Consider the following 24,615-nt stretch of genomic DNA (forward strand, 5'->3'; position numbering starts at 1 on the left):
CGCGCGCCAGGCTCCACGCCCGCCGCGCGGCCACCCCAGGCTCCGCGGGGCACCGCACCGCGGCCGCCGACCCTCGGCGGCGGCGCCCGGGCGGGCAGGCCTCCGGGCGAACGCCCGCACGCCACAACTCCGCCGGTAACCGCCGCGGTGGCACAAACCGCCGGCGACAAACGCCCCCGCGCCACAACCCCGCCTGCCACCGCCCCCGAGCGACACAAGCGGCCGGCTGCGAACGCCCGCGTACCAGAGCTTGACCAGCGCCCCAGCGACACAAGCCGCCAGAGGCACCCCGCGCCACAGCTCCACAGCGGCCGCGCCCACCGGCCCCGGCAACCCCACCCAAGCCGCACCACACCGCCGCCTCAGGCTGGCGCGGCCATGCGACCAGGCGTCAGCTCGCCTACGCGGCCACCGGCTCCAGCAGCCAGAGGCCGCCCGCGATCAGGCAGCTGATCGTTGCCACCGCGAAGACCAGTACCCACAGCACCGGGGGTACCGCCGTGAGGCGGCCCAGCTGGTCCGCGTCGGAGTCGCGGGCCTGGCCTCGGCGTCGCTTCGTCTGCAGCTCCGCCACCGGGCGCACGCCGCCGAACAGGAGGAACCACGTCACCAAGTAGCTGAACGGGGCCTGCACCTCGACCGGCGCGACGAACGCCACCAGCGCGAGCACCACCGCACTGGCGACGACGGTGAACACCCCGTAGGCGTTGCGCACCATCACCAGCACGCCGAGCAGCAGCAGCGCGATCAGGACGAGGACCGTCCCGGCCAGGTCGACACCCAGCAGGCTGGCGAACAGCAGCCCCAGCACCGACGGCGCCAGGTAGCCGGCCATCGCGGTGAACGCCATTCCCGGGCCCTCGGGCTTGCCGCGCGAGACGGTGACGCCCGAGGTGTCCGAGTGCAGCTTGATGCCCTGCAGGCGCCGTCCGACGAGCACCGCCGCCAGCGCGTGGCCGGCCTCGTGCACGATCGTGATGACGTTGCGGACCGTCCGCCAGGGTGTCCCGCCGACCAGCACGACCAGCAGCGCCACCCCACCGGCGACCAGCGTGATCACCGCGGGCGCCTGGGCCTGCTCGAGCAGCGAACCGGCCGTGGCGGGGTCGGTGGCAGCCGCGCGCAAGGTCGACAGGGCGTCACCGGCCGGGCCACCGTGGGCGAGTTGAACGGGCGAGCTCACCCGGACACCTCACCACAGGCGACATCTGGCTACGGTGAGTCCCCACCGCTCGCGATCATCCGCCTTCCGGTATCGGGTCGTTGCATTCTCCTTTCCGCAGATTGACGTGGGCAGGACGTGGCCCGGCTCCGGCTCGGCCGCCGCAGTCCCGAGGCCGGGAGCGACAACGCGAACAAGCCATCACAACCGGGAGGCGACGCGCGCTCGCCGCCGGCACCTCAGGTCAGGAACCTCCTTTCCAACCGCCTCGGACCGGGCTGAGACCGCCGGCGGCGGTGAAGTGCCGCCGACGACCAGCCGGCAGCCCGCCGGGACCGCGGACGCCGTCAGCTCATCGCGACTCCCGCAACCGTGCCTCCCCCTCCACTCGGAACAAGAACGACACCCAGCTCCGGAACGGCGCCCAAGCCGCCGCGATCTCTGCCAGCTCGGCGACTCCCGCGTCCGGCACGTGGTACGCCTGCCGCATGAACTCGTGGAGGCGGGTCTCGGCGAGTGGGAAGACGTCCGGGTGGCCGGCGCCGCGGATCAGGACCAGCTCCGCGCCGAACCGGCCGATTCCCGGCAGGAGCTGCACCTGTTTCAGCGCCTCGTCCGGTGGCATCGAGCGCAACGTCGCCGCGTCGAGCAGGCCGTCGGCGGCCGCCTGAGCCACTGCCCGCAAGCGGTGCAGCTTCTGCCCCGGGGCGCCCGGCAGGTACTCCAGCTTCGCCAGTGCCGCGGGCGGCGGGAACGACGGCAGCCGCAGCCCGGCCACCTCGACTTCCGCGCCGTAGCGCTCGGTCAGACCGCGCCGCAGCCGGACCGCCTGGGACATCCAGATCCGGTGGCTCAGCACCGCCCAGCACGCCGCCTCGTACGGCGACGCGAACAGGACCGGCCGCAGTCCCGGATGCAGGTCCTGCAGCATCGACACGACCGGGTCTCGCTCGCCGGCGCCCCGGAACCCCGAGCCGTCGATGTCGAGCGAACACATCCGCTCGACCTGCGCCACCACCGCCTCGGCCTGCGAGGCGGGCGCCCGGACCTCGATCGCCACCTCGCCGGGCGATCTCTGCCGCAGCACCGCGCCCACCGGGGTCCACTCGCCTTCGAGCGGGAACGCCAGCCGAAGCACGCCAGGTTCCGCTTCCGGCAGCCCGAACGGGGCGAAGCCGGTCATGAACCCGGCCGCCGCGGCCACATCGAACTCGCCGCGCACCGTGATTTCGCTGTCCAGCAGGGAAATGGTCATCAGTCCTCCTCGGATCGAACCTTCGACTGCGACGCTAGGCACGACCACCGACAATTCCGGGCCTCGAACGCCTGATCCCGATTCGGTTCACTCGATCGAGTGCAGCAGAACTGGCATACTGCCGGTATCCGAACCTCGGGAGGGCCTGTGCCGACCAGCCGAACCACCGCCCGCGAGCGGGTGAACGCCCTGCTCGAGGCCCCCGCGGCCGCCGACGACGGTGGGTTCCTCGACCTGCTGGGCACCGCGAGCCAAGCCGGCCCGCCGACCGGGCTGACCCAGCGGCTGATGCGCACGACGCTGCTCCCGCAGGTCTACGAGCGGTACTGGCGCCCCACCCTCGGCCGCGCGCTGAAGGGCCCGCTCGGCCCGAGCATGGCCGGCGAGGTCCGGCTCGCCACGAAGCTCCTCGACCTGAGCCCCGGCGACACCGCGCTCGACGTCGCCTGCGGCACCGGCCGGTTCACCCGCGCGTTCGGCGCGTCCGTCGGCCCGGACGGGCTCGCGATCGGCCTCGACGGCGCGCGCACGATGCTCGCCAAGGCCGTCGCCGAAGGCGGCCCGGACACCGTTGCCTACCTGCGTGCGGACGCGGTGCGGCTCCCGCTGCGGGAGTCCACTGTGGACGGCGTCTGCTGCTTCGCCGCCCTCCACATGTTCGCCGAGCCCGAAACCGCGTTGGACTCCTTCGCGCGCGTACTGAAACCCGGCGGCCGGGTCGTGCTCCTCACGAGCGCGCGCCGAGGGTGGCAACCCGCGCGACTGGCCGATTCGGCCGGCGGGATCCTCAGCGGGCAGCGGATGTTCGACCGCGGCGAGGTCTCCGCGAGCCTGCGCGCCCGCGGCTTCACGGAAATCACCGAACGGTACTTCGGTGTCACGCAGATCGTGGCGGGCCGGCTGAGCTGAGCGCCACGGATTGTCGGAGTCTGCGGTTAGCATCGCCCCATGACCCACCACGATCCCCTCCCGCCCGACGACAGCTACCTCCGTTCCCTGGTCGAAGCCACCGCCGACGCCGTCGCGGCCGCCGAACCACTGTCTTCCCCGCACACCGGGGCGGACGAGGCGACGCGCGCCGAAGTGACCGCCGCGGTCGAGCGCAGTTCACCCGATCTGGTGGCGTTGAGCCAAGATCTGCACGCGCACCCCGAAGAGGGCTTCGCCGAGCACCGTTCCGTACAGGCGGTGGCGGATCTCCTGAAGCGCCACGGGCACGAAGCGACCGTCGGCGTCGGCGGGCTCGACACCGCACTGCGGGTCAGCACGAAAGCGCAAGCGGGCCCGCACATCGCCGTCCTCGCCGAGTACGACGCGCTGCCCGGCCTCGGCCACGCCTGCGGTCACAACGTCATCTGCACCACGGCGACCGGCGGGTTCCTCGGCGCGGCCGCGGTCGCCGAGCGGCTCGGCGGCCGGGTCAGCCTGATCGGCACCCCGGCCGAGGAAGGCGGTGGCGGCAAGGAGATCCTCGCCCGCGCCGGCGTGTTCGACGACGTCGACGCGGTGATCATGCTGCACCCGTTCAGCCACGACATCGCGCTGCACCCGTTCCTCGGCCGCCGTCAGCTGGAGATGGTCTTCCACGGCGTCGGCGCCCATGCGAGCGCCCAGCCGTTCATGGGCCGCAACGCGCTCGACGCCGCCGTCGCGGCCTACCAGGGCGTGTCCGCGTTGCGCCAGCAACTCCCGCAGAGCGACCGGGTCCACGGCGTGTTCACCGACGGCGGCGCCCGGCCGAACGTCATCCCGGAACGCGCCGCGCTGCTGTTCTACCTGCGGTCCCAAAGCCCGGAGACGCTGCGCGACCTCGCCACGCGCATGACGTCGATCGCGGAAGGCGCGGCGGCGATGACCGGCTGCGGCGTCGAGCTGGTGTGGGACGCCCAGGCCGCGTACCTGCCGATCCGGTTCAACACCGCGCTCGCCGGCCGCTGGACGGTCAACCAGCTGGGCACCGGCCGCAAGCCGCTCCCGCCGGGCATCGTGCCGGAGTCGCTCACCGGGTCCACCGACCTCGGCAACCTCTCCTACCGGATGCCGGCGCTGCACCCGATGCTAGCGGTCTCGGGACCGACGGTCGCCTTGCACACCAAGGAGTTCGCCGAAGCGGCCGGTTCGCCGACCGGCGACGCGGGAGTCCGGGACGGCGCGCTGGGGCTGGCCCTGACCGCCGCCGACTACCTGGGCGACGCCGAGCTGCGGAAAGCGGTGCACGACGAGTTCGAGGCGGCGGGAGGTGCGCTCGACGTCCCGTCGTTCTTCGCCTGATGCCTTGATGGCTTGCTGCCTGAGGATTGCCTGAGTTTTCTCAGCTGATTCTTCTCAGCAAAGCTTGAGGTATTTCCACAGGCTGTTCACAAGCACGGGCGCGAATCTAGTGCCATGACCGAGAACGAGAGTCGGCCCGGCCCCGCCTCACCCGGTGGGCACCAGCCGCACCAGAGCACCCAGCAGTACGGGCCGTACGCGCAGCAGTCGCAGCCCCAGCCGCAGCAGAACTACGGCTACCAGCACCAGGCCGCGCCGAACCCTCTGTTCACCCACCAGATGCCGGCGGGCCAGGCGCCCGCGGCGCTGAAGACCAAGCCGCGCAAGGGCGGCCGCGTCGCGATGATCGTCAGCGCGACCGCCCTCGGCGCCGCGCTGGTCGGCGGGGTCGGCGGCGCCGCGATCGTCGGGCTCACCACGACTTCGGCCGACGGCACGACGACGTCGGTGAGCACGCCGGCCGCGAACGGGCAGACGGTCGCGAACTCGACCACCTCCGGCGACGTCAGCGGCGTCGCGGCGAAGGTGACGCCGAGCGTGGTCCAGATCAACGTCACGACCGACCAGGGCGAGGCCATCGGCTCCGGCGTCATCCTCACCGCCGACGGCCGGATCCTGACCAACGCGCACGTCGTCGACGGCGCCCAGAACGTCGTGATCACCACCTCCGACGGCAAGAAGTACCAGGCCAGCGTGGTCGGCGCCGACACCAAGGCCGACATCGCGGTGGTCCAGGCGCAGAACGCCAGCGGCTTGACGGCGGCGACATTGGGCGACTCGAGCAAGCTCGTCGTCGGCCAGGAGGTCGTCGCGATCGGCTCGCCGGGCGGGCTGCAGAACACCGTCACCACCGGCATCGTCAGCGCGCTCAACCGGAACCTGTCCGACATCGGCCAGGGCGAGCAGCAACAGCAGTCGCCCTTCAGCCGCACGTCGAACCAGTCGCAGGACTCGCCGAGCTACACCGCGATCCAGACGGACGCCTCGATCAACCAGGGCAACTCCGGCGGCGCGCTGGTCGACGCCCAGGGCAACGTGATCGGCATCAACTCGGCCCTCTACAGCCCGACGGCCTCGGCCAACGGCTCGGCGGGCAGCGTCGGGATCGGCTTCGCCATCCCGATCAACGACGCCAAGAAGATCGTCGACCAGATCGTGAACAACTAGGACGCGGACGAGCCGTGGTCGGGGCGGCTCGTTCACCTGCCCGCTTCGGGGAGCGGGGGAAGAGAGCGAAGGCCGTTTCGAGAGTCAATCGGGGGCTCTCGAAACGGCCTTCGTGCTGTTCAGAGCGTGTAGGTCAGGGTCAGCCGGTGGTCTTCGCCGTCGATCTCGATGTCCGCCTTCCCGGTGATGCCGGTCAGCTCGCCCGTCCCGGAACCGGGAAGGATCGTCACCGTCATCCCGGAGTCCTCGCCGGCGGTGTGGTGCAGGACGAAGCTGCCTTTGCGGGCGTCGACCGCGACCTCGAGCCGCTCGAAACCGACGTACGCGCGCGATGTCGCGTTGTTCGCCGTCAGAAGCTCGACCTTGCTGGTCCCCTCGACCGCCCCGGTGAACGTCTTGGCGATCGCCACCCGGGCGAGCTCGGTGCCGCCGAACTCGTCGGTCGCCTGCGGCTCCCACTGGTCGACGGTGAACGACGCGGTGGCGGTGCTGGTCATGGTGATCCCTTTCTTCGATGTAGGTACCAGCCTCCCAGCCATACCTGACAGCTTGCGTCAGGTTTTGTCAGCGCCTTCGATTGCCGAACAGCCCACGCGTGATCTCCCGGCCCAGCGCGCTCGCCGCCGACCGCATGAACGACTTCACGGCCGGGTTCTTCATCGCCGACTCGATGAATCCCGGATCGTCCTTGTTCTCGGGCGCGGGCTTCTCGGGTGCGGGGGCCGGGGGCGCGTCGGGAGCCGGCGCGGCCTCCGGAGCGGGTGCGGCGACCTTCGCGGCCAGCTTCTCGTACGCCGACTCGCGGTCGATGGTCTCCGAGTACTTCGCGTGCAGGTCCGACGAAGCGACCGCGGCCGCGACGGCCTCGGCGCCGATCGACCCCATCTTCGACCGCGGCGCGCGCAGCCGCGTCCACGCCACCGGCGTCGGCGCGCCCCGCTCCGAAAGCACCGTGACGATCGCCTCGCCGATGCCCAGCGACGTCAACGCGGTGTCGAGCTCGTAGTACTTCGTCTTCGGGTAGGTCTTGACCGTCTTGGCCAGCGCCGCCTGGTCGTCCGGGGTGAACGCCCGCAGCGCGTGCTGGATCCGGGCGCCGAGCTGCGAAAGCACGTTGTTCGGGATGTCCGTGGGCAGCTGCGTGCAGAAGAACACGCCGACGCCCTTCGACCGGATCAGCTTCACGGTCTGCTCGATCCGCTCGAGGAACGCCTTCGACGCGTCGTTGAACAGCAGGTGCGCCTCGTCGAAGAAGAAGACCAGCTTCGGCTGGTCGAGATCGCCTTCCTCCGGCAGCTCCTCGAACAGCTCGGCCAGCAGCCACATGAGGAACGTCGAGAACAACGCCGGCTTCGACTGCAGGTTGTCCAGCTCCAGCAGCGTGACGACACCCTTGCCGTCGGTCTGCCGCATGAGGTCGTGGACGTCCAGCTCGGGCTCGCCGAAGAAGTCCTCGCCGCCCTGGGCTTCGAGGTTGGACAGCGACCGGAGGATCACGCCGGCCGTCGCGGCCGAGACACCGCCGATGCCCTTGAGATCCGCCTTGCCCTCGTCGCTGGTCAGGTGCGTGATCACCGACCGGAGGTCCTTCGTGTCGAGCAACGCGAGGCCGCGCTGGTCGGCCCAGTGGAAGATCAGCCCGAGCGTCGACTCCTGCGTCTCGTTCAGGCCGAGCACCTTCGACAGCAGCACCGGCCCGAAGCTGGTGATCGTCGCCCGGATCGGCGAGCCCTTGCCACCGGTGCCCAGCGAGAGGAACTGGACCGGGTACGCCGTGCCCGCCCAGTCGTCGCCGAGCTCCTGCGAGCGCTTGCCGACCTTGTCGTTCGCCTCGCCGGCCGCGGCCAGCCCGGACAGGTCGCCCTTGACGTCCGCGAGCACCACCGGCACCCCGGCGGCCGACAGCTGCTCCGCGACCAGCTGCAACGTCTTGGTCTTGCCCGTCCCGGTCGCGCCGGCCACCAGGCCGTGCCGGTTCAGCGTCGCCAGCGGCAGGCGGACGGCCGCGGACGCGTCTGTCTGGCCGTCGATCACCACCGCCCCCAGCTCCAGGGCGGCGCCCTCACTCGCGTAACCAGCGGCGATCTCGCTCGCCGGCGACCCCTGTTCCGTCACTCTCAGCTCCCCGATCGTGTGTCCTGGACCACACCGGGAGCGTAACGCGCCGTACGCGCAGGTAACGCCCCTCATATCCCCGTGTCGGGTTAGGGTCACCAGGTGACCGACCGCCTAGTCTGGATCGACTGCGAGATGACGGGGCTCGACCTCGGCAAGGAAGCGTTGATCGAAATCGCCGCCCTCGTCACCGACGCGGAGCTGAACGTGCTCGGCGACGGAGTCGACATCGTCATCCACGCCGACGAGGAAAAACTCGCCGGGATGCCCGACGTCGTCCGCGAGATGCACGCCCACTCCGGCCTCACGGAAGAGGTCCGCGCCTCCACCGTCACGCTGGAAGAGGCCGAGCGCCGCGTCCTCGACTACATCCGCGAGCACGTCCCCGAATCGGGCACCGCGCCGCTGGCCGGCAACTCCATCGCCACCGACCGCGGCTTCATCGCCCGCGACATGCCGGCCCTCGACGCCCACCTGCACTACCGGATGGTCGACGTGTCGTCGGTCAAGGAGCTCGTGCGCCGCTGGTACCCGCGCATCTACTACGCCAAGCCGGAAAAGGGCCTCGCGCACCGGGCGCTCGCCGACATCAAGGAGTCCATCGGCGAACTCGACTACTACCGGCGCGTCGCCTTCGTCCCGCAACCCGGCCCGACGAGCGACGAAGCCAAGGCGGCGGCCGCTGAAGTGCAGGAACAGCAGCAGAGGTAGCCCCCTGCAACCCCGGCAAGGGCACCCGCTACGATTACTGCCATCGAGGTGATCGCAACAGGGTTCCCTCGCTGATGGTGGGCGTAGCTCAGCTGGTAGAGCACCTGGTTGTGGTCCAGGAGGTCGCGGGTTCGAAACCCGTCGCTCACCCCATCACCCCAGTTTGGATCTTCGGTCCGGGCTGGGGTTTTTGCTGCGCGCGACGTTCGGCCGTTGGTGGTAACCCTCACGACCGGATGGCTCAACGTGCGAGCGTCCCGCCGCGGGTGCACCGTGTTCTGGTGGCACGCTCAGGACCGAAGCTCAAGCGGAAGAAGAAACTGCGGTACGAGGACATCACCGTCGTCGACCGGTCGCTGCTGAAGCGGGCGGTGGGGGCCGCCGCGCTCGGCAACGCCATGGAGTGGTTCGACTTCGGCGTCTACGCCTACATCGCCGACACCATCGCCGAGGTGTTCTTCCCGCCCACCGTCTCGCCCGGCGTGCGGCTGATCGGGACGTTCGGCGCCTTCACCGCCGCCTTCCTCATGCGGCCGCTCGGCGGGCTCGTCTTCGGGCCGCTCGGCGACCGGATCGGCCGGCAGAAGGTCCTCGCCGTCACGATGATCATGATGGCGATCGGCACCCTGTGCATCGGGCTGATCCCGTCCTACTCCTCCATCGGCGTCTGGTCGCCGATCCTGCTCGTGGTCGCCCGGATGGTGCAGGGGTTCTCCACCGGCGGCGAGTACGGCGGCGCGACCACCTTCATCGCCGAATACTCCCCCGACAAACGCCGCGGCTTCATGGGCTCCTGGCTCGAGTTCGGCACGCTGTCCGGGTACGTCCTGGGCGCGTCCGTCGTCACCGGCATGAAGGCCTGGGTGCCCCACGAAACGCTGCTCGACTGGGGCTGGCGGGTGCCGTTCCTGGTCGCCGGGCCGCTCGGCATCATCGGGCTCTACCTGCGGCTCAAGCTCGAGGAGACACCTGCGTTCCAGAAGCACGCCGAAGAGGCCGAGAAGCGCGGCCGCACCGGCGAGCCGTTCTGGAAGATGTTCACCGACTACTGGCCCGCGCTGCTCATCTGCGTCGGCCTGGTGCTCGTGTTCAACGTCACCGACTACATGCTGCTGTCGTACATGCCGACGTACCTGTCCGAGCAGCTGCACCTCGACGCCACCCACGGCCTGCTGCTGATCATCGTCGTCATGGTCGTGATGATGCTGATCATCCTGGTCGGCGGGCGGATCACCGACAAGGTCGGCCGCAAGCCGGTCATGATGGCCGGCTGCGTCGGGTACGTCGTGCTGTCGTGGCCGCTGATGCTGCTCGTCCACGACGGCGGGCTCGTCCTCACCTTCCTCGGGTTGATGGGCCTCGGGCTGCTGCTGCTCTGCTTCGAGGTCTCGATGCCGGCCGCGCTACCCGCGTTGTTCCCGACGGCGATCCGGTACGGCGCGCTGTCGATCGCGTTCAACATCTCGGTGTCGCTCTTCGGCGGCACGACCCCGCTGGTGATGCAGTCGCTGATCTCCGCGACCGGCCACGACTTCTGGCCGGCGTGGTACATGATGGCCGCCGGTGTGGTCGGCGCGATCGCGGTGTACTTCAGCCGCGAGACGGCGAACAAGCCGCTCTGGGGCTCCGGTCCCGCCGTGGCGAGCGAAGAGGAAGCGCGGGCGCTGGTGCGCGAGTCGTCGACGGGCTAAGCCGCTTCGAGCAGCAGCCCGGCCAGCTCGGCAGGCATCGTGATCATGCAGTCGTGCCCGGTCGGCAGCTCCCGCACCGGCTCGCCCGGTGGCACGGCGCGCCGGGTGATGCCCGTCGGCTCGCCGCCGACGCAGTGGATGTGCGTGCGCGGGATCGCCTTCGCCGCCGGGTCGGCCAGCCGGACCGGTTCGGTGAGGCAGCGCACCGGCTGGTCCGACAGCATCGAGCGCAACCAGGCGACGTCCTCGGGGTCGGTGACGCCGAACAGGCCGTCCAGCGGCGGAACGCGCCAGCCGTCGACGGCGTTGTCGATCAGCTGCTTGGTCATGGGAATGACGTCGGCCGCGGTCTCGCCGTCTTCGGGGACCATCGCGTCGAGGAACACCAGGCGCGCGACCCGCTCCGGCGCCCGGTCGGCGGCGCCGGAGATGACCATCCCGGCGTAGCTGTGCCCGACGAGCACGACGTCGTGCTCGCTTTCGAGCAGACTGGCGATGTCGTCGATGTGGGTGCCGAGGCCGACTTCCGGGCTCAGCAGGTGGGCTTTGTCGCCATATCCGGTCAGCGACGGCGCGAGCACGCGGTGCCCGGCCGACTCCAGCAGGGGGACGACGCGGTCCCAGCTCCGCCCGGTGTGCCAGGCGCCGTGTACCAGCAAGAACGTGGACATGGAACCATCGTGATCAGGCGGCCCGCATGGGGCAATAAGGCACTTTCGAGTGCCCCGGTTCTCAGGAGGTAACCGTGCAGGACGCGTGCGAGGCCCGCGAAGTCCTCGGGATCGTCGGGGACAAGTGGGCGCTGCTGGTCGTGCGGATGCTCAAGGACGGGCCGCGGCGCTTCACCGAGCTCAAGCGGTCCATCGACGGGATCAGCCAGCGCATGCTGACGGCGACCCTGCGCGACCTCGAGCGCGACGGGATCGTGATCCGGACGGTCGTGGAGGTCATGCCGCCGCACGTCAGCTACGAGCTGACCACGATGGGCCGGACGCTGCGTGAGGCCACGGCGCCGCTGCTGGAGTGGAGCATCGAACACCTGCCGCACATCGCGACGGCCCGCGCGGAGTACGACGACCGCTAGTTCGCGGCGGTCCGCCACTCGTCCCACGACAGCTGCCAGACGCTCCAGCCGTCGGTGGGCTCGAGCTTCGGGCCGCCGCTGTTCTGGACCGTGACGATGTCGCCCTTCTTCGACGTGTCCATCAGCCACTTCGTGTTGTCGGTGGACAGGTTGAGGCAGCCGTGGCTGACGTTGCTGTGCCCCTGCTGCCGCACCGACCACGGCGCGGAGTGGTAGAAGATGCCGCTGTAGGACAGGCGGACCGCGTACTGGACGAAGGTGCTGTACCCGCCGGGCGAGTCCTCGGGGACGCCGTAGGTGGCGGAGTTCATCGTGTAGCCGGTGTGCTCCTGCATCACGGTGTAGGTGCCGGCCGGGGTGTTGTGGCCCGGTTTGCCCATGGAGGTCGGCATGGTCTTGACCTCCTTGTCGTTGATCGACACGGTCATCTGGTGGGTCTGGCCGTCGGCGACCGCGACGAGCTTGTCGCCGATCGCGCCGGTGATCGTCTTGTCCTCGCGGCCGTAGCTGCCCTTGCCGAGCGCCTTGCCGTAGACGGCGGCGTCGATCTTGATCTTGGTGCCGCTCTTCCAGTAGTCCTTCGGCCGCCAGGTGACCTGCTTGTCGCCGGACCAGCGGAAAGCGCCTTCGGCGGCGGGCTCGGCGGTGACCTTGAGCGCCTTCTCGGCGGCGGCCTTGTCGGCGACGTTCCCGCTGAAGGTGAAGATGAGCGGCATCCCGACACCGACGGTCTCGCCCTCGGCGAGGTTCACCGAAACGCTGAGCTGCCGCGCGGGCTTGACGGTGCTGAAGCTCGCTTCGGCGTTCACCGGCTTCCCGTCGGAGCCGGTCGCGGTCGCGGTCAGGGTGTAGGCCTTGTTGTAGCCGAGCGGCTCGGCGGAGTCCCAGCCCGAGCCGTCGGCCCGCGCCTTCCCGGCGACGACCTTGCCATCGGCGCCGGTCAGCTTGACGTCCCCGACCTTCCCATCGGCCACGGTGACGCTGACGGGCTCCCCGGGCGCGACGTCCTTCGCATCCTTGGCAGGACTGAGCGTGAGCACGGCGGGCTTGGCCACGGGCTTCGGCGCACTGGAGGACGCCGGCTCCTTCGGCGGTTCACTCGAAGGAGTACTGCTACAGCCGGCCACCGTGAGGCCGATCACGCTTGCGGCCAAGATCAGCCGCACCCCCACACGCGTCATGTCCACCTGCCTGTTTCGCCGTCGATGTCCGACTACAGTGTGCCCGACCAGCCCCGACACCGGCACGGCAACGTCCGAACCGGGGTTGGGGACCCCCCGTGAAACGGCCCCTGAACCGGGTGCTAATCTTTTCCACGTCGCCGAGGGAAACCTCCGGCAGACACCGGCGCCATTAGCTCAATTGGCAGAGCAGCTGGCTCTTAACCAGCGGGTTCGGGGTTCGAGTCCCTGATGGCGCACACCCCACCACCTCAGGCAGATCTTCATTGGCCTGGGGTTTTGTGGTATTCGGACGACTTTCTTCCGCTTGCGCACCGTCCACTGTGGTCTCCTGCGAGCCCGAGGGGAGCCCGAGAGCGCAGGCCCGGTGCAACGGCTTCCTCGGGATGATCCCGGCCACCTTCAAGGCCGCGTCGTCCAGCACTTCTTTGGCGACACTCGTGTAGAGGTCCATAGTCACCCTGATCGACGAGTGCCGGAGCATGTGCTGGATCACCTTGATGTCCACCCCGGCACCCAACGCCAAGGTAGCGGCGCCGTGCCGGAGACCGTGCAGGGTGATCGGAGGCAGACCGGCCAGCCTGATCAACCGCGCGAACTCGTCCGCCACGTCGGCCGGATGCAACGGGCTGCCGTCGAGCTCGGTGAAGAGCAAGTCCGTGTCGACCCAGGCAGCGCCCAAGCGGGCCTTGGCCTCGTCCTGCTGCGCCAGATGCATCCGCAGGACCAGCACCGTGTTCGGGTTGATCGGCACGATCCCCTCCGACGACGGTGTCTTCGGCTTGCTCTGGCCGGTCTCCCACCCGTACTGCACGATCTGGTTGGCCACCTCGATCGTGCCCGCGTCCAGGTAGGTGTCCGAACGACGCTGACCACACGCCTCACCCCGCCGCAGACCGGTGTGAGCGACCAGGTCGAACAACGGATAGAGCCGGTGGTTGACCGCGAAGTCCAGGAACTGCCCGGTCAGCACCGCGTCCCACACCATCACCGGATACGGCACCACCCCGGTCTGCCGCCACCGCGCCACCCGCTCCGGAGTCCACAACATCGGCTTCGGCCGCACCGCCGGCGGCAACTCCACCAGCTTCGCCACGTTGTGCGTCAGCAGACCCTGATCGACGTGCGGCCGCAGGATCGCCCGCAGCGTCTCCTTGATCCGATGCAACGACGTCGGCCCGACCGGACGCTGCCACTTCACCGCCGCCACCTTCCGCGGGTCGCCGCCGGCCCGGTACTCGGCGATCAGCTCGTTGTGGTCAACGATCGCCTCGAACATCGCGTCCAGATGCCCGACCCGCAGCCGGTCCTCCCGGATCTTGCCCAGATGCGGCCGCAGGTACAGCCGGACATGCGACTCGTACGAGCGATACATGTTCCGGCTCACCGTGCGCTTCTTCCGCGCCAGGAACCCATCGAACACCACGTCCATCAGCGGGTGCTCCAGCACCTGCGCACCGGCCCGGACGAGACGACGCACGTTCTCGATCTCGGGCAGTGGCCCCTTCTGCGAGATCAGTCCCGCGAGCAAGTCCCCGATCTTGCGCGAGGTCTCGGCGTCGCCCTCCTCCGCGATCCCGAGCAGGTCTCGCACCCGCTGCAGCCCCTTCTCCGCCTCACCCGCGCTCTCGTACCCGCCGCGACGCCGCGGCCGGCGACTATTCTGCTCGTCCTTCGGCAACTCGATCCGGAAGTACCACTGCCCGTGCCGCTTGTTCGCCAGCTTCGGACACGCATCACCGAGCGACTTCCTGTTCTCGTCCCGGCAGGAACACCGCCGGTACACCGATCCATCGGCCACTGAGGACCTCTCCCCTCGTTCGTCAACCACCCACCAGGGGCTTTCTCGTCGCCCGATGCTCGCGCTGCGACCACCACTCGGGGAAGCCCGAGTCCAGGAAAGTTCACCGGATCAGGTGGCCAGCCCCAGCAGGCGCAGCAACCCGGACGTCGGCACCTTGTAGGTCGCGCCGGCCCGGAAGACGGGGCAAGGAAAGGAGCCACCGCGGGCAAGCGCATACGCCGTGGTCCGCCGGATTCCCAGCGCCCTGGCGGCCGTCATGAGGTCCACGACTGCCGGCAACCCGGCCACGTCCGCCAGGGTCATCGGCCGGCCCATATTGGCTGTCATGCGTACAGCCCCAGCCGTTCCAGCGCAAGCTGGTGGCACGCCGGATTCAGATCGATCCCGATGAACCGGCACCGATGCTCTCGCGCAGCGATACCGGTGGTCCCGCTCCCGGAGAAGGGATCCAGCACAGTTCCACCAGGACGGCAGCCCAGCCGAACGCAACGCCGCGCGATCTCCAAGGTCCCTTTCGCGGGATGGCCAACCCGGCCGCGGTCCGACGAGACACTCCAGACAGTGGTCTCGCCGATCTCGCAGAAGTCTCGGGACAGGATGAAGAGGTTCTCGTAGCAGTGTGAGAACCGGTCTCGCACGCTCTCGGGACGGGCGTTGGGCTTGTGCCAGATGATCTCGCGCCTCAGCCACCAACCGCGGTCCAGCAACTCCAGCACGACCCGCCACGGCACGCCGACGAGATCCTTCGCACGGTGCGACGCTTGCGGTGGACGGTGTGAACCGTACGGTGTCCGAGCCCGCTCCGCCGCGGTGCGAGCCGTCGAACCGGCCGCGACGTAGTGCCCCCACGATCCGCCGTAGCTGTCGCCGAGGTTCAGCCAAACAGAGCCGCCCGGAGCAAGTATCTGGGCCACCTCGTCGAATACCGCCGCGAGCCGGGCGACGTACGCCTCCACTACCGCTTCCCCGCCCAGTTGCCCGGCAACGCCGTAGTCCCGCAGGCCCCAATACGGTGGCGACGTCACTACGCAATCGACCGAGTGCTCAGGAAACTCGCGTAACGCTTCCGCGGCATCGCCTTGGCGGAGAATCACCTGGCCGTCGTCGTACTGGATCATGCGAAGCTCGGCTCATGCACGAAAAGCTCCAGTAGCCGGCCATCGATGGGGCACGTAGCCGTGATGAAACGTTCGACAATGCCTCCCACCCCAGGAAGGACAACGTCTCCGGGATTCTTGCCGTACCTGAGGCGGATCACGTCCGCATCGAAATGGTACCGATGATTCGAAACGAAGAAGAACCCGATCGCGTTCATAGAACTGTCTACGGCTAACGGCCCGACGAGTGCGTTCCGGAGTGTCCATCCTTGTTTCTTCAACACGTAGGCGACCTTCCAGCCCGCCAGCGCGCTCTCGAAGACCAGCAACGTTGACGCCGGCGGTGCAAGAACCCGGCGTAGCGCCGCCCACACACGGCAGATGTCGGCGACGACATCTGCCGAGGCCGTGGCAACGTCAGGCCGAGCCACCACACAGTCCACGGCTTGGCCGGCGATCCCCGCTATCCGAGCCAGCGCATCCGTGACAGATCGTCGAAAATCATCAGACACCAGAACAACCTCCGCGTCATCGGCTGACACGAGACACGGAGATCAAGAACCGATTCGATGCCCAGCCTTCAGACGCGACCCTGCCACAGCATCAGGGCGATGCGGACTCCGCGGGGGAGCACGGACAAGTGGCTCAAGGCAGGCAGATCTTGACGGCGGCGATGGCGGCGATCAGTCTCGCTGTCCTGCTGACAGGGTGCGACACCGACGATGGGAATGACACCAGCGCCACCGGCAACCTCTTGCGGGAGTATCAGCCGCGGTACGAAGCGGTGCGAGGCGTCCTCGACGGTTTCGCCTCGCGTGTGCCCGAGGCGAGTCCGACCGCCCCGGTTTGTGATCGACAGGTGGCGCCGGCCTTCGACCTCGCCGGGGGCGCGAGGTTGGGTGATCCGGGCAACACCGAGCTCGTCATGGCGGATCAGCTGGCTACACCGGAGGAGGCGCTCCGTGCCGAAGCGTCCCCTGCCGACTACACCAGGTTCTCCGTGACGCCCGGCTATCTCACGCACGGGCTCGGGGTCAGTCGCCTGTCTTCCTCCATGTCGCCCGGTGAGCTGGCGAACTTCCTCGGCTATAGCGGGTCTGCGGCCATGGTGAATGCACAAGATCAGCCGACCCGGCTCAAGCTGCTGCTCGACGCCGGCCTCGGCGTGCGGTACCTGGTCGCCGTCCGCACGGTGCGGTATGAACCGGCCACCCCGAGGCCGTCCGGCAGCGTGACCGTTGATGCGTACGTCCTCGACCTGGCCAAGGGCGACATCCCCTGCCGGTTCCAGGCCACCGGGGCGTCCCCGGGTGTCATGGTGTACGAGCAGTCAAGACCGGGCGACCTGACCCAGCTCGTTTACGAAGACATTCAGAACCACCTTGGAATAGCGGTCGATGACGTTCTGACTCGATTCAACGGCCAGAGGTAACGCTTCCTCCCGTCCGGCGTCAGGTTTCCGTGCGGTGCCAGCCTGGTCAGCCAGCTCGGTGGTTCCGCCGCGGCCGACTTGCAACGCCGCATCGCTGAGCACCTGGCCGGTGAACCAGGAAACCGGCCACGGCGGCGTTTCGGCCGCCTGAACTCCCCTACCGCCCGACTGTCTTGTCACGCGGACGACGGACCGCGCCGACGACACTTCGACCGGGACCTCCGAGCACCCTGAACCGGCTGCATTGGGAACTCGCCGCGCGTGCCGCCGTGCTCGATCCGGGTCAGGGGTCGCTGTGCACGAGCGAGGCCCAAGAATCGGGCCGGTCGGGGTAGACGCCTCGAAGGCCCAGCGACACGGCTCGCAGCGCCTCGGCGGCACCATCCGCTCCGGTCCTGCCAGGCAACAGGCGGTAGAAAGCGCGCGCGGCGTCGGCGGCGATCCGGTCGGACAGCGGCCAGAGACTGGCGACGACGTGCCGGAAGCCGGCCAGCTGTGGCCGACGCGGCTGCCTGAATCGCGGCAACGATCCTGTCGCCGTCGGCATGCCGTGACGTCCAGCTCGTGCGATGGTTCGCCGACGTGGTTGTGCGCCGATGCCCTGAAGCTGACTCCGCCAGCGTCCATGAGCGACTGGAGATGGCAAGACCGCAATCGGACGTCGAGCAGGACGGCGTAGGTACCTTTGAGCCATTGCAGGGAATATGGCTGTTCGAAGTACTTGGAGGTGCCGTGTGAGCGTGCCGGACGATGATGTCGAGGACGCCGGCGACTACTTGGACAAGTCGCCGTCCGCGGGGCGCATGGGCAAGGCCGTGGAGTACCTCGTGGCCGCCGCGTGCATTCTGGCCTCTCGTGGGGAGCTGAACGTCTCCACCTCGTTGGTGGACGACGAGGGCGTGGACCTGGTCTTCAACCGGCGCGGCAGCTCGGCCACGCTGGCTGTTCAAGTCAAGGCGCGGATGTCCGACAGCAAGCGGGTGCGGGCCGGGTCGTTCGTGGCGTTCGTCCGCTCGCAGACCTTCCGGCCGCGAGCCGACCTGGATCTTCTGTTCGTCGCGGTCGACGTGACCGAAGCGCGGTTGACAACCGCCTGGCTGGTGCCGAGCGAGGACTACGCCGCGCAAGCCGGGCCGCCGAACAGCCGGGGCAGACTGCGGTTTTATGCGTCACTCAAGCCCAATGCCCGGGACCGTTGGCGGGATTACCGGCTCACGCCGGCTGAACTCGCCCCGCGGGTGCTGGAACGGCTTGCCGAACGCGACGAGGTGTCCTGAATCGGCTTCGGCAGCCGGACTTCGGCGAAGTGGCCCGGAGGATCTCCTGGCCACCTCGCCGCCTTGTCGGACGCGGTTACTTGCGGACCATCGGTTTGTCGCAGCGACACTGGACCGCCCGGCAGCCCACAGGATGATTTTCTTGACCGAGAACACCTCACCGAATCGCGACTCGAGCGTTCCGGCACCGCCACTACGCCGATGGGGTGAATTCAGGGCAGGTCGGTAAACCATCCTCCCGATCAGTAGTGAACCGGGTTGACAGCCTTTACAGCAACTTCACGACGAGGAGCGTTTGTCTTGTCATCCAGAAGGTACAGCAGCCTCGCAAAGCGGCTCGCGTCCATTACCACTGTCGGTGGCACTTTGGCAGTTGCCTTGCTCACCGGGGCGGATACTGCCTCAGCTGCGCCGCCCGGATTCGCCGGCCCGTTCTCGGCCGAGTGTAAGGGGATCCGAAAGGTAGCCGTACATGTATCGAAAGATGTGAACACCATGCTCGAAGCTTGGTGGGATCCGGCAGGCAACACCGTCTGCGCGAGGATGTCCGACACCATTCCTGGATCGCACCTATTGGGTGTCAACCTCGGACGCCCTGACTGGCAAACTGTGTTCTCCGATGTCGGAAACTACTCGACTTACGCCGGCGTAATCTACATCTCCATGGCCGGCATGACCGGGTCGGACTTTGTTCAAATTCACGGCTCGATCGTGATCGGCGATGTCGAACTCGACAGCGGCGAACACTGGATATCCAAGGCTGGCTATGGCGGGTGAACCCTGCTGCGGTGCGTAGCACTGTGTCGCAGGTGGACTGCCGCTGATCCTCGTCGGCTCGCCCAAACGACGAGCCAGACCGCACCGGCGACGGTGACCAGTAACGCGAACAGGTCGCCCACTGACCCCTTCACGCCGCGCGGCAGCACTGCCAGGCTGGGACTCCACACTTCGAGCAGGGCACACCGGCGCACGCGTTCCAGGCCCGACGTAGCGCGGCGTCGACGACGGCTGGATCACGTGTTGTCTTGCGGTGCAGCCGCCGCAGGTCGGCGAGGAGCACCAAGCCGGGTTCTGGCCGGCGGCCACTCAGCTCGGACATCGTCGTCCGCAACGCCGCCACGGTCCCGGACGACGTCGGTGCGTCGCCGGACAGGCGCACGTCGTACGCGCGAGCCGCGTCGGCGAGGTCACGGATGTGGGCCCGAGACCAGCGCGCGAGGTCGTGAGCCACGTGGTGGACCTCGTGCTCGACGACGTGCCGGTCGGCCACCTTGACCAAGTCCTTCGCGAGGGCGGTTTCCGACCGGTGCAGTTCACGGATGGCCAACCCGAGCTTCATCGCCGGCTCTCCTTCGTCCCGAAGTCCTCTCCGACGTCGGTCGCGGTTTCTTCCCCGGCGATCGCTGTCGTCCGACCGGGCTCAGCCCGGCGGATCGCCGCCGCGGCGTTTTTGAACAACGGTTGCTTCGACACCGGGTCCCAGTCAGTCAGCGTGAGCTCGTTCGCCGCACTCGCCTGCGGGGTCGCCGGTGTCGAAGTAGCCGTAGTGGAACGGCAGGAACAGCACACCCTCCCGGACGCCGCCCACCCGGATGCGGGCATGCACGCTCCCGCGAGGGGTGCTGACCTCCGCCCAGCCGCCTTCGTGGAGGTCGAGGCGTTTCGCGTCGACGTCGGACACCTCGACCCAGGACTCCGGGGCCGCCGCCTGCAGCTGCGGTGCGCGAGCGGTCTTGGTCCGGGTGTGGAAGTGGAAGATGGTCCGTCCGGGTTCATCGCCCGGTACTCGACCGGTTCCATCGGCGCGCCGGTGATCAGATCACGACCGTAGCTTTCGCAGTAGTCGGGTTGTGCGAAGAACTTGCCGTCGGTGTAGAGCCGCTCGGCGCCGTCCGGGTGGTCCTCGTCGCACGGCCACTGGATACCGCTGGTCACGCGGAGTTTCGCGTAGCTGAGACCGGTGTAGTCGCACGGCCGCCCGGCCGAAGCGCGTTTCCACGCTTCGAACGCGGACTCGGCGTCGTGCCACTGCGGGAGCGGTGCGCCGTCCTTGTCGCGGAAGTCCATCCGGCGGGCGTAGTCGAGCAGGATGTCGAGATCCGGCCGCGCCTCGCCGGGTGGTTCGACCGCCTTGTCCGACAGGTGCACGGTGCGGTCGGCGTTGGTGAACGTGCCGGTCTTCTCGCCCCAGATCGCCGCCGGGAGCACGACGTCGGCGAGTTCGGCGGTTTCGGTGCGGAAGGCGTCCTGGACGACGAGGAACAGGCGGTCCTGGCCGAGGATCGAGCGGATCCGACGCAGTTCCGGCAACGACACGGCGGGATTGGTCGCCGACACCCACAGGAACCGCAGCGTGCCGTTCTCGGCGTAGCGCAGCATCTGCATCAAGTGCGTCGGCGGCCCGTAGTGCGGGATCTTGCTCTGGTCGACGTTCCACAGCTCGGCGAGCTCGCTCACGTGGGAGTCGTTGGCCCAGTTGCGAAATCCGGTCAGGTCACCGTCCGCACCGCACTCACGCGTGTTCTCCGCGGTCGGCTGGCCGTTCATCTGCAGCACTCCCGCACCGGGCTTGCCGAGCATGCCGCGCACGAGGTTGAGGTTGTTGACCTGAACCGAGGCGGCACCGGCCTGATGAGACTGGTAGAAGCCCTGCAGCACCGTGCACAGCAGGCGCCCGGCAGATCCGAGCAGCTCGGCGGCGGCCCGGATCTCGCGTTCGGAGAGTCCGCAGATCGCCGCGACCCGCTCGGGCGGGTAATCGGCAACCATCGTCTGCAGGTCGCCGTAGCCGACCGTGCACCGCTCGACGTAGTCGTGGTCGACCCAGTCGTGCTCGATGATCTCGTGCAGCAGGCCGTTCATCAGCGCGAGGTTCGTCCCCGGCAGCGGCGCCAGGTGCAGGGTCGCGGCGCGGGCGACCGGCGTCTCGCGCGGGTCGACGCACAGCAACGCGGGTGGGTTCGGCCCCTCGAGCCGGTCGAGGATGCGCGACCACAGGACGGCCTGGGTTTCGGCGACGTTGTGCCCGAAGAGGGCGATGACGTCGGCGTGGTCGACGTCTGTGTAGGACGCCGGTTGGCCGTCGCAGCCGAAAGTTTCTTTGAGCGCGGCGGCGGCGGTCGCGGTGCAGAGCCGGGTGTTGCCGTCCAGGTGGTTCGTGCCGATGCCGGCGCGCGCGATCGCCGCGAGCGTGTAGTACTCCTCGGCGAACAGCTGCCCGCTGGTGTAGAAGCCGATCGCGCTCGGTCCCTGCGTGTCCAGCAGCTCCTTGCTGTGCGCGACGACCCGGCCCATGGCCTCCTCCCAGCTCGCCTCGACCAGCTCGCCGTCCTGGCGAACCAGCGGCGTGGTCAGCCGATCGGGAGAAGAGTTGGCTTGCCAGCCGAACAGATCCTTCGGGTCGAGCCGGCCGCGGTTCACCCGGTCGTCGGCCCGGCCACGCACTCCCACGATCGAGCCGTCCTTGACAGCGATGTCCAAGCCGTCGCCGTTCGAATGCAACACGGCGGCACTGCGAACCCACCGGTCGACGTCCTGGGGCCGCACTCCGTCGACGAGGTGGTGGTCCACCCTCGCCGGCCATGTCTCGCCGGCGCTGTACGGGGTACGCGTTCCCCACGGTCGCCTGATTCCGTCTCGCTTCGGCAAGTCGAACCTCCTGGTTGTGAACGCGTGTGGCGGATACCCCGGAGCGGGTGGTGGAAACGCCGACGTTCGCCGGTGAAACTGTTGGCTCATGGTCGTGAAGTCAGCATGGCGAGCAACCCGCCACACAGGATCCCGAGCACCACCACCGCGGCGAACAGCGCCACCAGGACCCGCTTCGGGAACGAACGGCCGACCATGACCAGGGAGGGCAGGCTGAGCGCGGGGAGCGTCACCAGCAACGCCCCAGCCGGTCCCGTCTCCGCGCCCGCCGCGAGCAGAGCAAGCACGATCGGCACCTCGCCGGCGGTCGGCACGACGAACAACGCACCCAGCACCGCCGGCAGCAGGATCAGCGGTCCGGGGCCGGCCGTGCCGTGGGAGAACCACGGCTTGGCCGCGCCGACTGCCATTACCACGACGAAGTACTCGGGAACCAGCGTGACGGCCAGGATGCCGAGCCGGCGTGCGAAGCGACCGATGACCGACGCCGGCCCCTGCCGCCGCTCCGGCGCGGCTTCGACCGGACCGGCATCCGCGGCTCCGAGACGAGCGACCAGCGGAACGACGACGAACACGAGAACCACGCCGGCGACGACGCGTACCGTCACCCAAGGCCACGGCAGCAGAACGGCCAGGAACACGAGCACCGCGGGGTTCAGCGCCGGATTTTCCGACCCAATAGGCCAGCGCGGGGCCAGGCGGCACGCCACAGCGCCGGGGGACGCCGCGATCGGGGCGGTGCAGCAGGTGCACATCATCGACGGCAGAGCCAGCGCGCCGCCCGTCCATGCGCCACGGCCTGCCGCGAATGCGCGCTGAACCCACGCTTGCGGGACGAGTGCTTCCATCGCGGCCGCGATCACGAGCGCCGCGACGAGCGCGACCCATCGGAGCCGAAGTAGCCCGTGGTGAACGACCACGCCGCGTGCCACGAGGGTGCCGGCGCTGACTTCAGCGGCAGCGATGCCGGGCCGGCGAACTTCCCCGTGGTCAGGGCGTCTGACACCTTCCCGGCATAGGGTCACCACTTCGCCCAGCCGAGCGCGCCCACGACCACCAGCACGAAGATCCCGATGCCCGCGACCGCCCGTCGGGAAGTTCTTGCGGCCTCTGCGCTCACGACGTCCTCCCACGCTGCCGTCGCGGTCGCAGGAGAGGTTGCCGCCGGCGCCGTCGGTGAAGCCTCGGGTGGAGTGCTGAAAACGTCAGGCAGTCGTCAGGTTCGATCGCCACTGAAGCCGCCAAAATGGACATCCCGGCGTCCGAGGAGCAGCATGCGGTATCGGCAGCACTGTCCGGTGGCCTCCGGCGCGGAGGTGATCGGCCAGTCCTGGACCGTGCTCGTGGTCCGCGAGCTGCTGCACGGCAGCACCACGGCGAGCCAAATCGCCCTGGGCGTACCGGAGATGTCCCCCGCGCTGCTGACCAAGCGCCTCAAGCAGCTGGTCGAGGCCGGCGTGGTGGTCCGCAGTGCGACAGGGGGCCGCACGCGGTTCGACTTGACTCCTGCGGGGCGGGAACTCGCACTGGTGCTCGAACGGCTGGGCCAGTGGAGCCGCCGCTGGCTGCCCCGCCCAGGAGTGCCGATCTGAAGCCGCAGCTGCTGTTGCTCGGCATCTGCCGAAACGTCGACCACGCCCTGTTGCCTGCCGAACGAGTGGCCGTGCACCTGCGGTTCAGCGAAACACCGCCCCCGCGGTGGTGGTGGCTCGTGTTCAGTCCCGACGGGGTTTTCGCCACGGCCGCGGATCCGCGGCTGTCCGCGGCGGTCGGGATCGACTGCACGCTGTCGGCGCTGGCCGGGGTGTGGCTCGGTCATCTGTCCTGGCGCGAGGCGGTCGAGGACGGCGGGATCCGGTTGACCGGGAGCCGCGACTCGATCAGGCGGGCGATCGGCTGGGTGGGCCGAAATCGGTTCACAGCCGCCCCGCACTGACCACAGCCGCCTTCGCGGTCATGGCCTTCCACGACTCACTGATCGGTAGGCCCCGTCCCGCCGGCGACGATGGGAAACGACCACACTGATCACCGAGAAGAGCGCGATCACGATGCCGGCGAAGACGTCGTTCGCGCGGGCAAAGTCCCGATGCCCGGACGCCGGATAGCCGAGGACGAACGGTGCCACGATCAGCCAGAAGCCGGCGGCGACGTCGATCAGCCCCAGCCATGACGCCACCCGGGGCGCGATAAAACAACAGAGCGCCACGAGGGTCACGATGGTGCCGGACACGATGTCGTTCCAGTACCCGCCGATCCCGGCGAACGTCCGGCTGTAGTCGAGCGCGAACGGCGCGATGACCAACCAGACACCAACGACGAGCACCACCGCAGCGGGCAGACGTTCCTCGCGCAGAAGGCGGTCGTTGGTCGAGATCTTCGAAGCGGCCCGTTCCATGGCAACCAGCTCCTTCCGGTTCCACGCGACCTGACCTTGGCGGCTACCCGGCCACGGATGAGGCAAACGCAGGCGCACGCCAGCGGGCACGGACTCGGTGCCGGCGCTGTCAGCCGAGCCGACCGGCCAGGATCCGCGCCGCTGCCCGGAGGAAACAGTCGTGTTCGGCACGGGCGAGCGTGACGAGGCCGGACACGGCCTTCTCCTCCGTCACCCCCAGCTCGACGAGGTTGTCGATCGCCGCGCCGATCAGACCGGCGCTCTCGGCTGTTTCGTTTCGCCGGCCGGCGGACTGTTCACAGATACTCACATCCACTTCGGACAC

25 protein-coding genes, 2 tRNA genes and 2 pseudogenes are annotated in these 24,615 nt (G+C 68.9%); 13 read left to right on the forward strand and 16 right to left on the reverse strand.

The genetic code is table 11. From position 1 onward, the window contains the following. Window positions 1-400 precede the first annotated feature (400 nt). Window positions 401-1,183: a M50 family metallopeptidase gene (locus tag M8542_RS47785; protein ID WP_257927084.1), complete on the reverse strand. Its 783-nt coding sequence runs from the start codon at window positions 1,181-1,183 to the stop codon at window positions 401-403. Window positions 1,184-1,514: 331 nt separating this feature from the next. After that, window positions 1,515-2,417 carry a DNA-3-methyladenine glycosylase family protein gene (locus tag M8542_RS47790; protein WP_257927085.1) on the reverse strand — a complete coding sequence of 301 codons (903 nt, stop codon included), beginning with the start codon at window positions 2,415-2,417 and terminating at the stop codon, window positions 1,515-1,517. Window positions 2,418-2,564: 147 nt separating this feature from the next. Here M8542_RS47790 and M8542_RS47795 point away from each other — a divergent pair, with 147 nt between their 5' ends. The 3 genes from M8542_RS47795 (at window position 2,565) to M8542_RS47805 (ending at window position 5,855) form a co-directional block, all read left to right on the forward strand. Beyond that, entirely contained in the window at window positions 2,565-3,326 is a 762-nt protein-coding gene (locus M8542_RS47795; RefSeq protein ID WP_257927086.1) for a methyltransferase domain-containing protein, read from the forward strand. A gap of 39 nt (window positions 3,327-3,365) precedes the next feature. Then, the gene (locus tag M8542_RS47800; protein WP_257927087.1) at window positions 3,366-4,688 is read left to right on the forward strand and encodes a M20 family metallopeptidase; all 1,323 of its coding nucleotides are present in this window, start codon (window positions 3,366-3,368) and stop codon (window positions 4,686-4,688) included. 114 nt (window positions 4,689-4,802) lie between these two features. Beyond that, the gene (locus M8542_RS47805) at window positions 4,803-5,855 is read left to right on the forward strand and encodes a S1C family serine protease (RefSeq protein ID WP_257927088.1); all 1,053 of its coding nucleotides are present in this window, start codon (window positions 4,803-4,805) and stop codon (window positions 5,853-5,855) included. 119 nt (window positions 5,856-5,974) lie between these two features. Here M8542_RS47805 and M8542_RS47810 read toward each other — a convergent pair whose 3' ends face one another. Together M8542_RS47810 and M8542_RS47815 are read right to left on the reverse strand one after the other, a co-directional pair. Further along, window positions 5,975-6,352, reverse strand: coding sequence for a DUF3224 domain-containing protein (locus M8542_RS47810; RefSeq protein WP_257927089.1), 378 nt, complete (start codon window positions 6,350-6,352; stop codon window positions 5,975-5,977). 67 nt (window positions 6,353-6,419) lie between these two features. Then, the gene (locus tag M8542_RS47815) at window positions 6,420-7,970 is read right to left on the reverse strand and encodes a helicase HerA-like domain-containing protein (RefSeq protein WP_257927090.1); all 1,551 of its coding nucleotides are present in this window, start codon (window positions 7,968-7,970) and stop codon (window positions 6,420-6,422) included. 102 nt (window positions 7,971-8,072) lie between these two features. Here M8542_RS47815 and orn point away from each other — a divergent pair, with 102 nt between their 5' ends. The 3 genes from orn to proP all read left to right on the forward strand — a co-directional run bounded on the left by orn (window position 8,073) and on the right by proP (window position 10,372). Further along, window positions 8,073-8,681, forward strand: coding sequence for an oligoribonuclease (gene orn / locus M8542_RS47820; protein ID WP_257927091.1), 609 nt, complete (start codon window positions 8,073-8,075; stop codon window positions 8,679-8,681). A gap of 77 nt (window positions 8,682-8,758) precedes the next feature. Next, window positions 8,759-8,834 (forward strand) — tRNA-His (locus M8542_RS47825). Between the two features lie 83 nt (window positions 8,835-8,917). Further along, window positions 8,918-10,372: a glycine betaine/L-proline transporter ProP gene (proP, locus tag M8542_RS47830; RefSeq protein ID WP_257927092.1), complete on the forward strand. Its 1,455-nt coding sequence runs from the start codon at window positions 8,918-8,920 to the stop codon at window positions 10,370-10,372. Here proP and M8542_RS47835 read toward each other — a convergent pair. Continuing rightward, window positions 10,369-11,043 (reverse strand): alpha/beta fold hydrolase, encoded by a 675-nt coding sequence (locus tag M8542_RS47835; RefSeq protein ID WP_257927093.1) that lies wholly within the window; start codon window positions 11,041-11,043, stop codon window positions 10,369-10,371. The genes proP and M8542_RS47835 overlap by 4 nt on opposite strands. 74 nt (window positions 11,044-11,117) lie before the next feature. On the opposite strand from M8542_RS47835, the gene M8542_RS47840 reads away from it, so the two are divergent. Continuing rightward, window positions 11,118-11,456, forward strand: coding sequence for a winged helix-turn-helix transcriptional regulator (locus M8542_RS47840; protein ID WP_257927094.1), 339 nt, complete (start codon window positions 11,118-11,120; stop codon window positions 11,454-11,456). Here the strand turns inward: M8542_RS47840 and M8542_RS47845 are convergent. Further along, entirely contained in the window at window positions 11,453-12,637 is a 1,185-nt protein-coding gene (locus tag M8542_RS47845) for a L,D-transpeptidase (RefSeq protein ID WP_257927095.1), read from the reverse strand. The two genes, M8542_RS47840 and M8542_RS47845, sit on opposite strands and share 4 nt — an antisense overlap. 166 nt (window positions 12,638-12,803) lie before the next feature. Between M8542_RS47845 and M8542_RS47850 the strand changes: the two genes are divergently transcribed. Then, a tRNA-Lys gene (locus tag M8542_RS47850) sits at window positions 12,804-12,876 on the forward strand. Window positions 12,877-13,124: 248 nt separating this feature from the next. On the opposite strand, the pseudogene M8542_RS50735 reads toward M8542_RS47850, so the two are convergent. The 4 genes and pseudogenes from M8542_RS50735 to M8542_RS47870 all read right to left on the reverse strand — a co-directional run. After that, a pseudogene (locus tag M8542_RS50735) lies at window positions 13,125-14,069 on the reverse strand (tyrosine-type recombinase/integrase); the annotation flags it as partial. Between the two features lie 480 nt (window positions 14,070-14,549). Further along, complete coding sequence (locus tag M8542_RS47860) at window positions 14,550-14,744, reverse strand: helix-turn-helix domain-containing protein (RefSeq protein WP_257927097.1); 195 nt, start codon at window positions 14,742-14,744, stop codon at window positions 14,550-14,552. A gap of 20 nt (window positions 14,745-14,764) precedes the next feature. Continuing rightward, window positions 14,765-15,559, reverse strand: coding sequence for a DNA-methyltransferase (locus tag M8542_RS47865; protein ID WP_257927098.1), 795 nt, complete (start codon window positions 15,557-15,559; stop codon window positions 14,765-14,767). Next, on the reverse strand, window positions 15,556-16,050 hold the full coding sequence (locus M8542_RS47870; protein WP_257927099.1) for a hypothetical protein: 495 nt from the start codon (window positions 16,048-16,050) through the stop codon (window positions 15,556-15,558). The genes M8542_RS47865 and M8542_RS47870 overlap by 4 nt, the downstream gene beginning before the upstream one ends. A gap of 149 nt (window positions 16,051-16,199) precedes the next feature. Here M8542_RS47870 and M8542_RS47875 point away from each other — a divergent pair, with 149 nt between their 5' ends. Continuing rightward, window positions 16,200-16,970, forward strand: a complete 771-nt coding sequence (locus M8542_RS47875; protein WP_257927100.1) for a hypothetical protein — start codon at window positions 16,200-16,202, stop codon at window positions 16,968-16,970. A 283-nt stretch (window positions 16,971-17,253) separates the two neighbouring features. Here the strand turns inward: M8542_RS47875 and M8542_RS50520 are convergent, their stop codons facing one another. Further along, entirely contained in the window at window positions 17,254-17,664 is a 411-nt protein-coding gene (locus tag M8542_RS50520; protein WP_308210344.1) for a CHAT domain-containing protein, read from the reverse strand. Between the two features lie 40 nt (window positions 17,665-17,704). Between M8542_RS50520 and M8542_RS47885 the strand changes: the two genes are divergently transcribed. After that, window positions 17,705-18,247 (forward strand): hypothetical protein, encoded by a 543-nt coding sequence (locus M8542_RS47885; protein WP_257927102.1) that lies wholly within the window; start codon window positions 17,705-17,707, stop codon window positions 18,245-18,247. A 495-nt stretch (window positions 18,248-18,742) separates the two neighbouring features. Then, the gene (locus M8542_RS47890) at window positions 18,743-19,024 is read left to right on the forward strand and encodes a hypothetical protein (protein ID WP_257927103.1); all 282 of its coding nucleotides are present in this window, start codon (window positions 18,743-18,745) and stop codon (window positions 19,022-19,024) included. A 130-nt stretch (window positions 19,025-19,154) separates the two neighbouring features. Here M8542_RS47890 and M8542_RS47895 read toward each other — a convergent pair whose 3' ends face one another. The 3 genes and pseudogenes from M8542_RS47895 to M8542_RS50525 all read right to left on the reverse strand — a co-directional run bounded on the left by M8542_RS47895 (window position 19,155) and on the right by M8542_RS50525 (window position 22,827). After that, entirely contained in the window at window positions 19,155-19,586 is a 432-nt protein-coding gene (locus M8542_RS47895; protein ID WP_257927104.1) for a hypothetical protein, read from the reverse strand. Then, window positions 19,583-21,985, reverse strand: a pseudogene (locus tag M8542_RS47900) (molybdopterin oxidoreductase family protein). The gene M8542_RS47895 and the pseudogene M8542_RS47900 overlap by 4 nt, the downstream one beginning before the upstream one ends. Then, window positions 21,982-22,827, reverse strand: a complete 846-nt coding sequence (locus tag M8542_RS50525) for a permease (RefSeq protein ID WP_257927105.1) — start codon at window positions 22,825-22,827, stop codon at window positions 21,982-21,984. Before M8542_RS50525 ends, M8542_RS47900 begins: the two are co-directional and overlap by 4 nt. Before the next feature lie 342 nt (window positions 22,828-23,169). Here M8542_RS50525 and M8542_RS47910 point away from each other — a divergent pair, with 342 nt between their 5' ends. After that, window positions 23,170-23,487: a winged helix-turn-helix transcriptional regulator gene (locus M8542_RS47910; protein ID WP_257927106.1), complete on the forward strand. Its 318-nt coding sequence runs from the start codon at window positions 23,170-23,172 to the stop codon at window positions 23,485-23,487. Between the two features lie 119 nt (window positions 23,488-23,606). Next, on the forward strand, window positions 23,607-23,831 hold the full coding sequence (locus M8542_RS47915) for a hypothetical protein (RefSeq protein ID WP_257927107.1): 225 nt from the start codon (window positions 23,607-23,609) through the stop codon (window positions 23,829-23,831). 18 nt (window positions 23,832-23,849) lie between these two features. Here M8542_RS47915 and M8542_RS47920 read toward each other — a convergent pair whose 3' ends face one another. Together M8542_RS47920 and M8542_RS47925 are read right to left on the reverse strand one after the other, a co-directional pair. Next, window positions 23,850-24,290, reverse strand: coding sequence for an SPW repeat domain-containing protein (locus M8542_RS47920; protein WP_257927108.1), 441 nt, complete (start codon window positions 24,288-24,290; stop codon window positions 23,850-23,852). Between the two features lie 109 nt (window positions 24,291-24,399). Further along, window positions 24,400-24,615, reverse strand: a complete 216-nt coding sequence (locus M8542_RS47925; RefSeq protein WP_257927109.1) for a hypothetical protein — start codon at window positions 24,613-24,615, stop codon at window positions 24,400-24,402.

It is taken from the genome of Amycolatopsis iheyensis (assembly GCF_024703995.1).
Lineage (GTDB): Bacteria > Actinomycetota > Actinomycetes > Mycobacteriales > Pseudonocardiaceae > Amycolatopsis > Amycolatopsis iheyensis.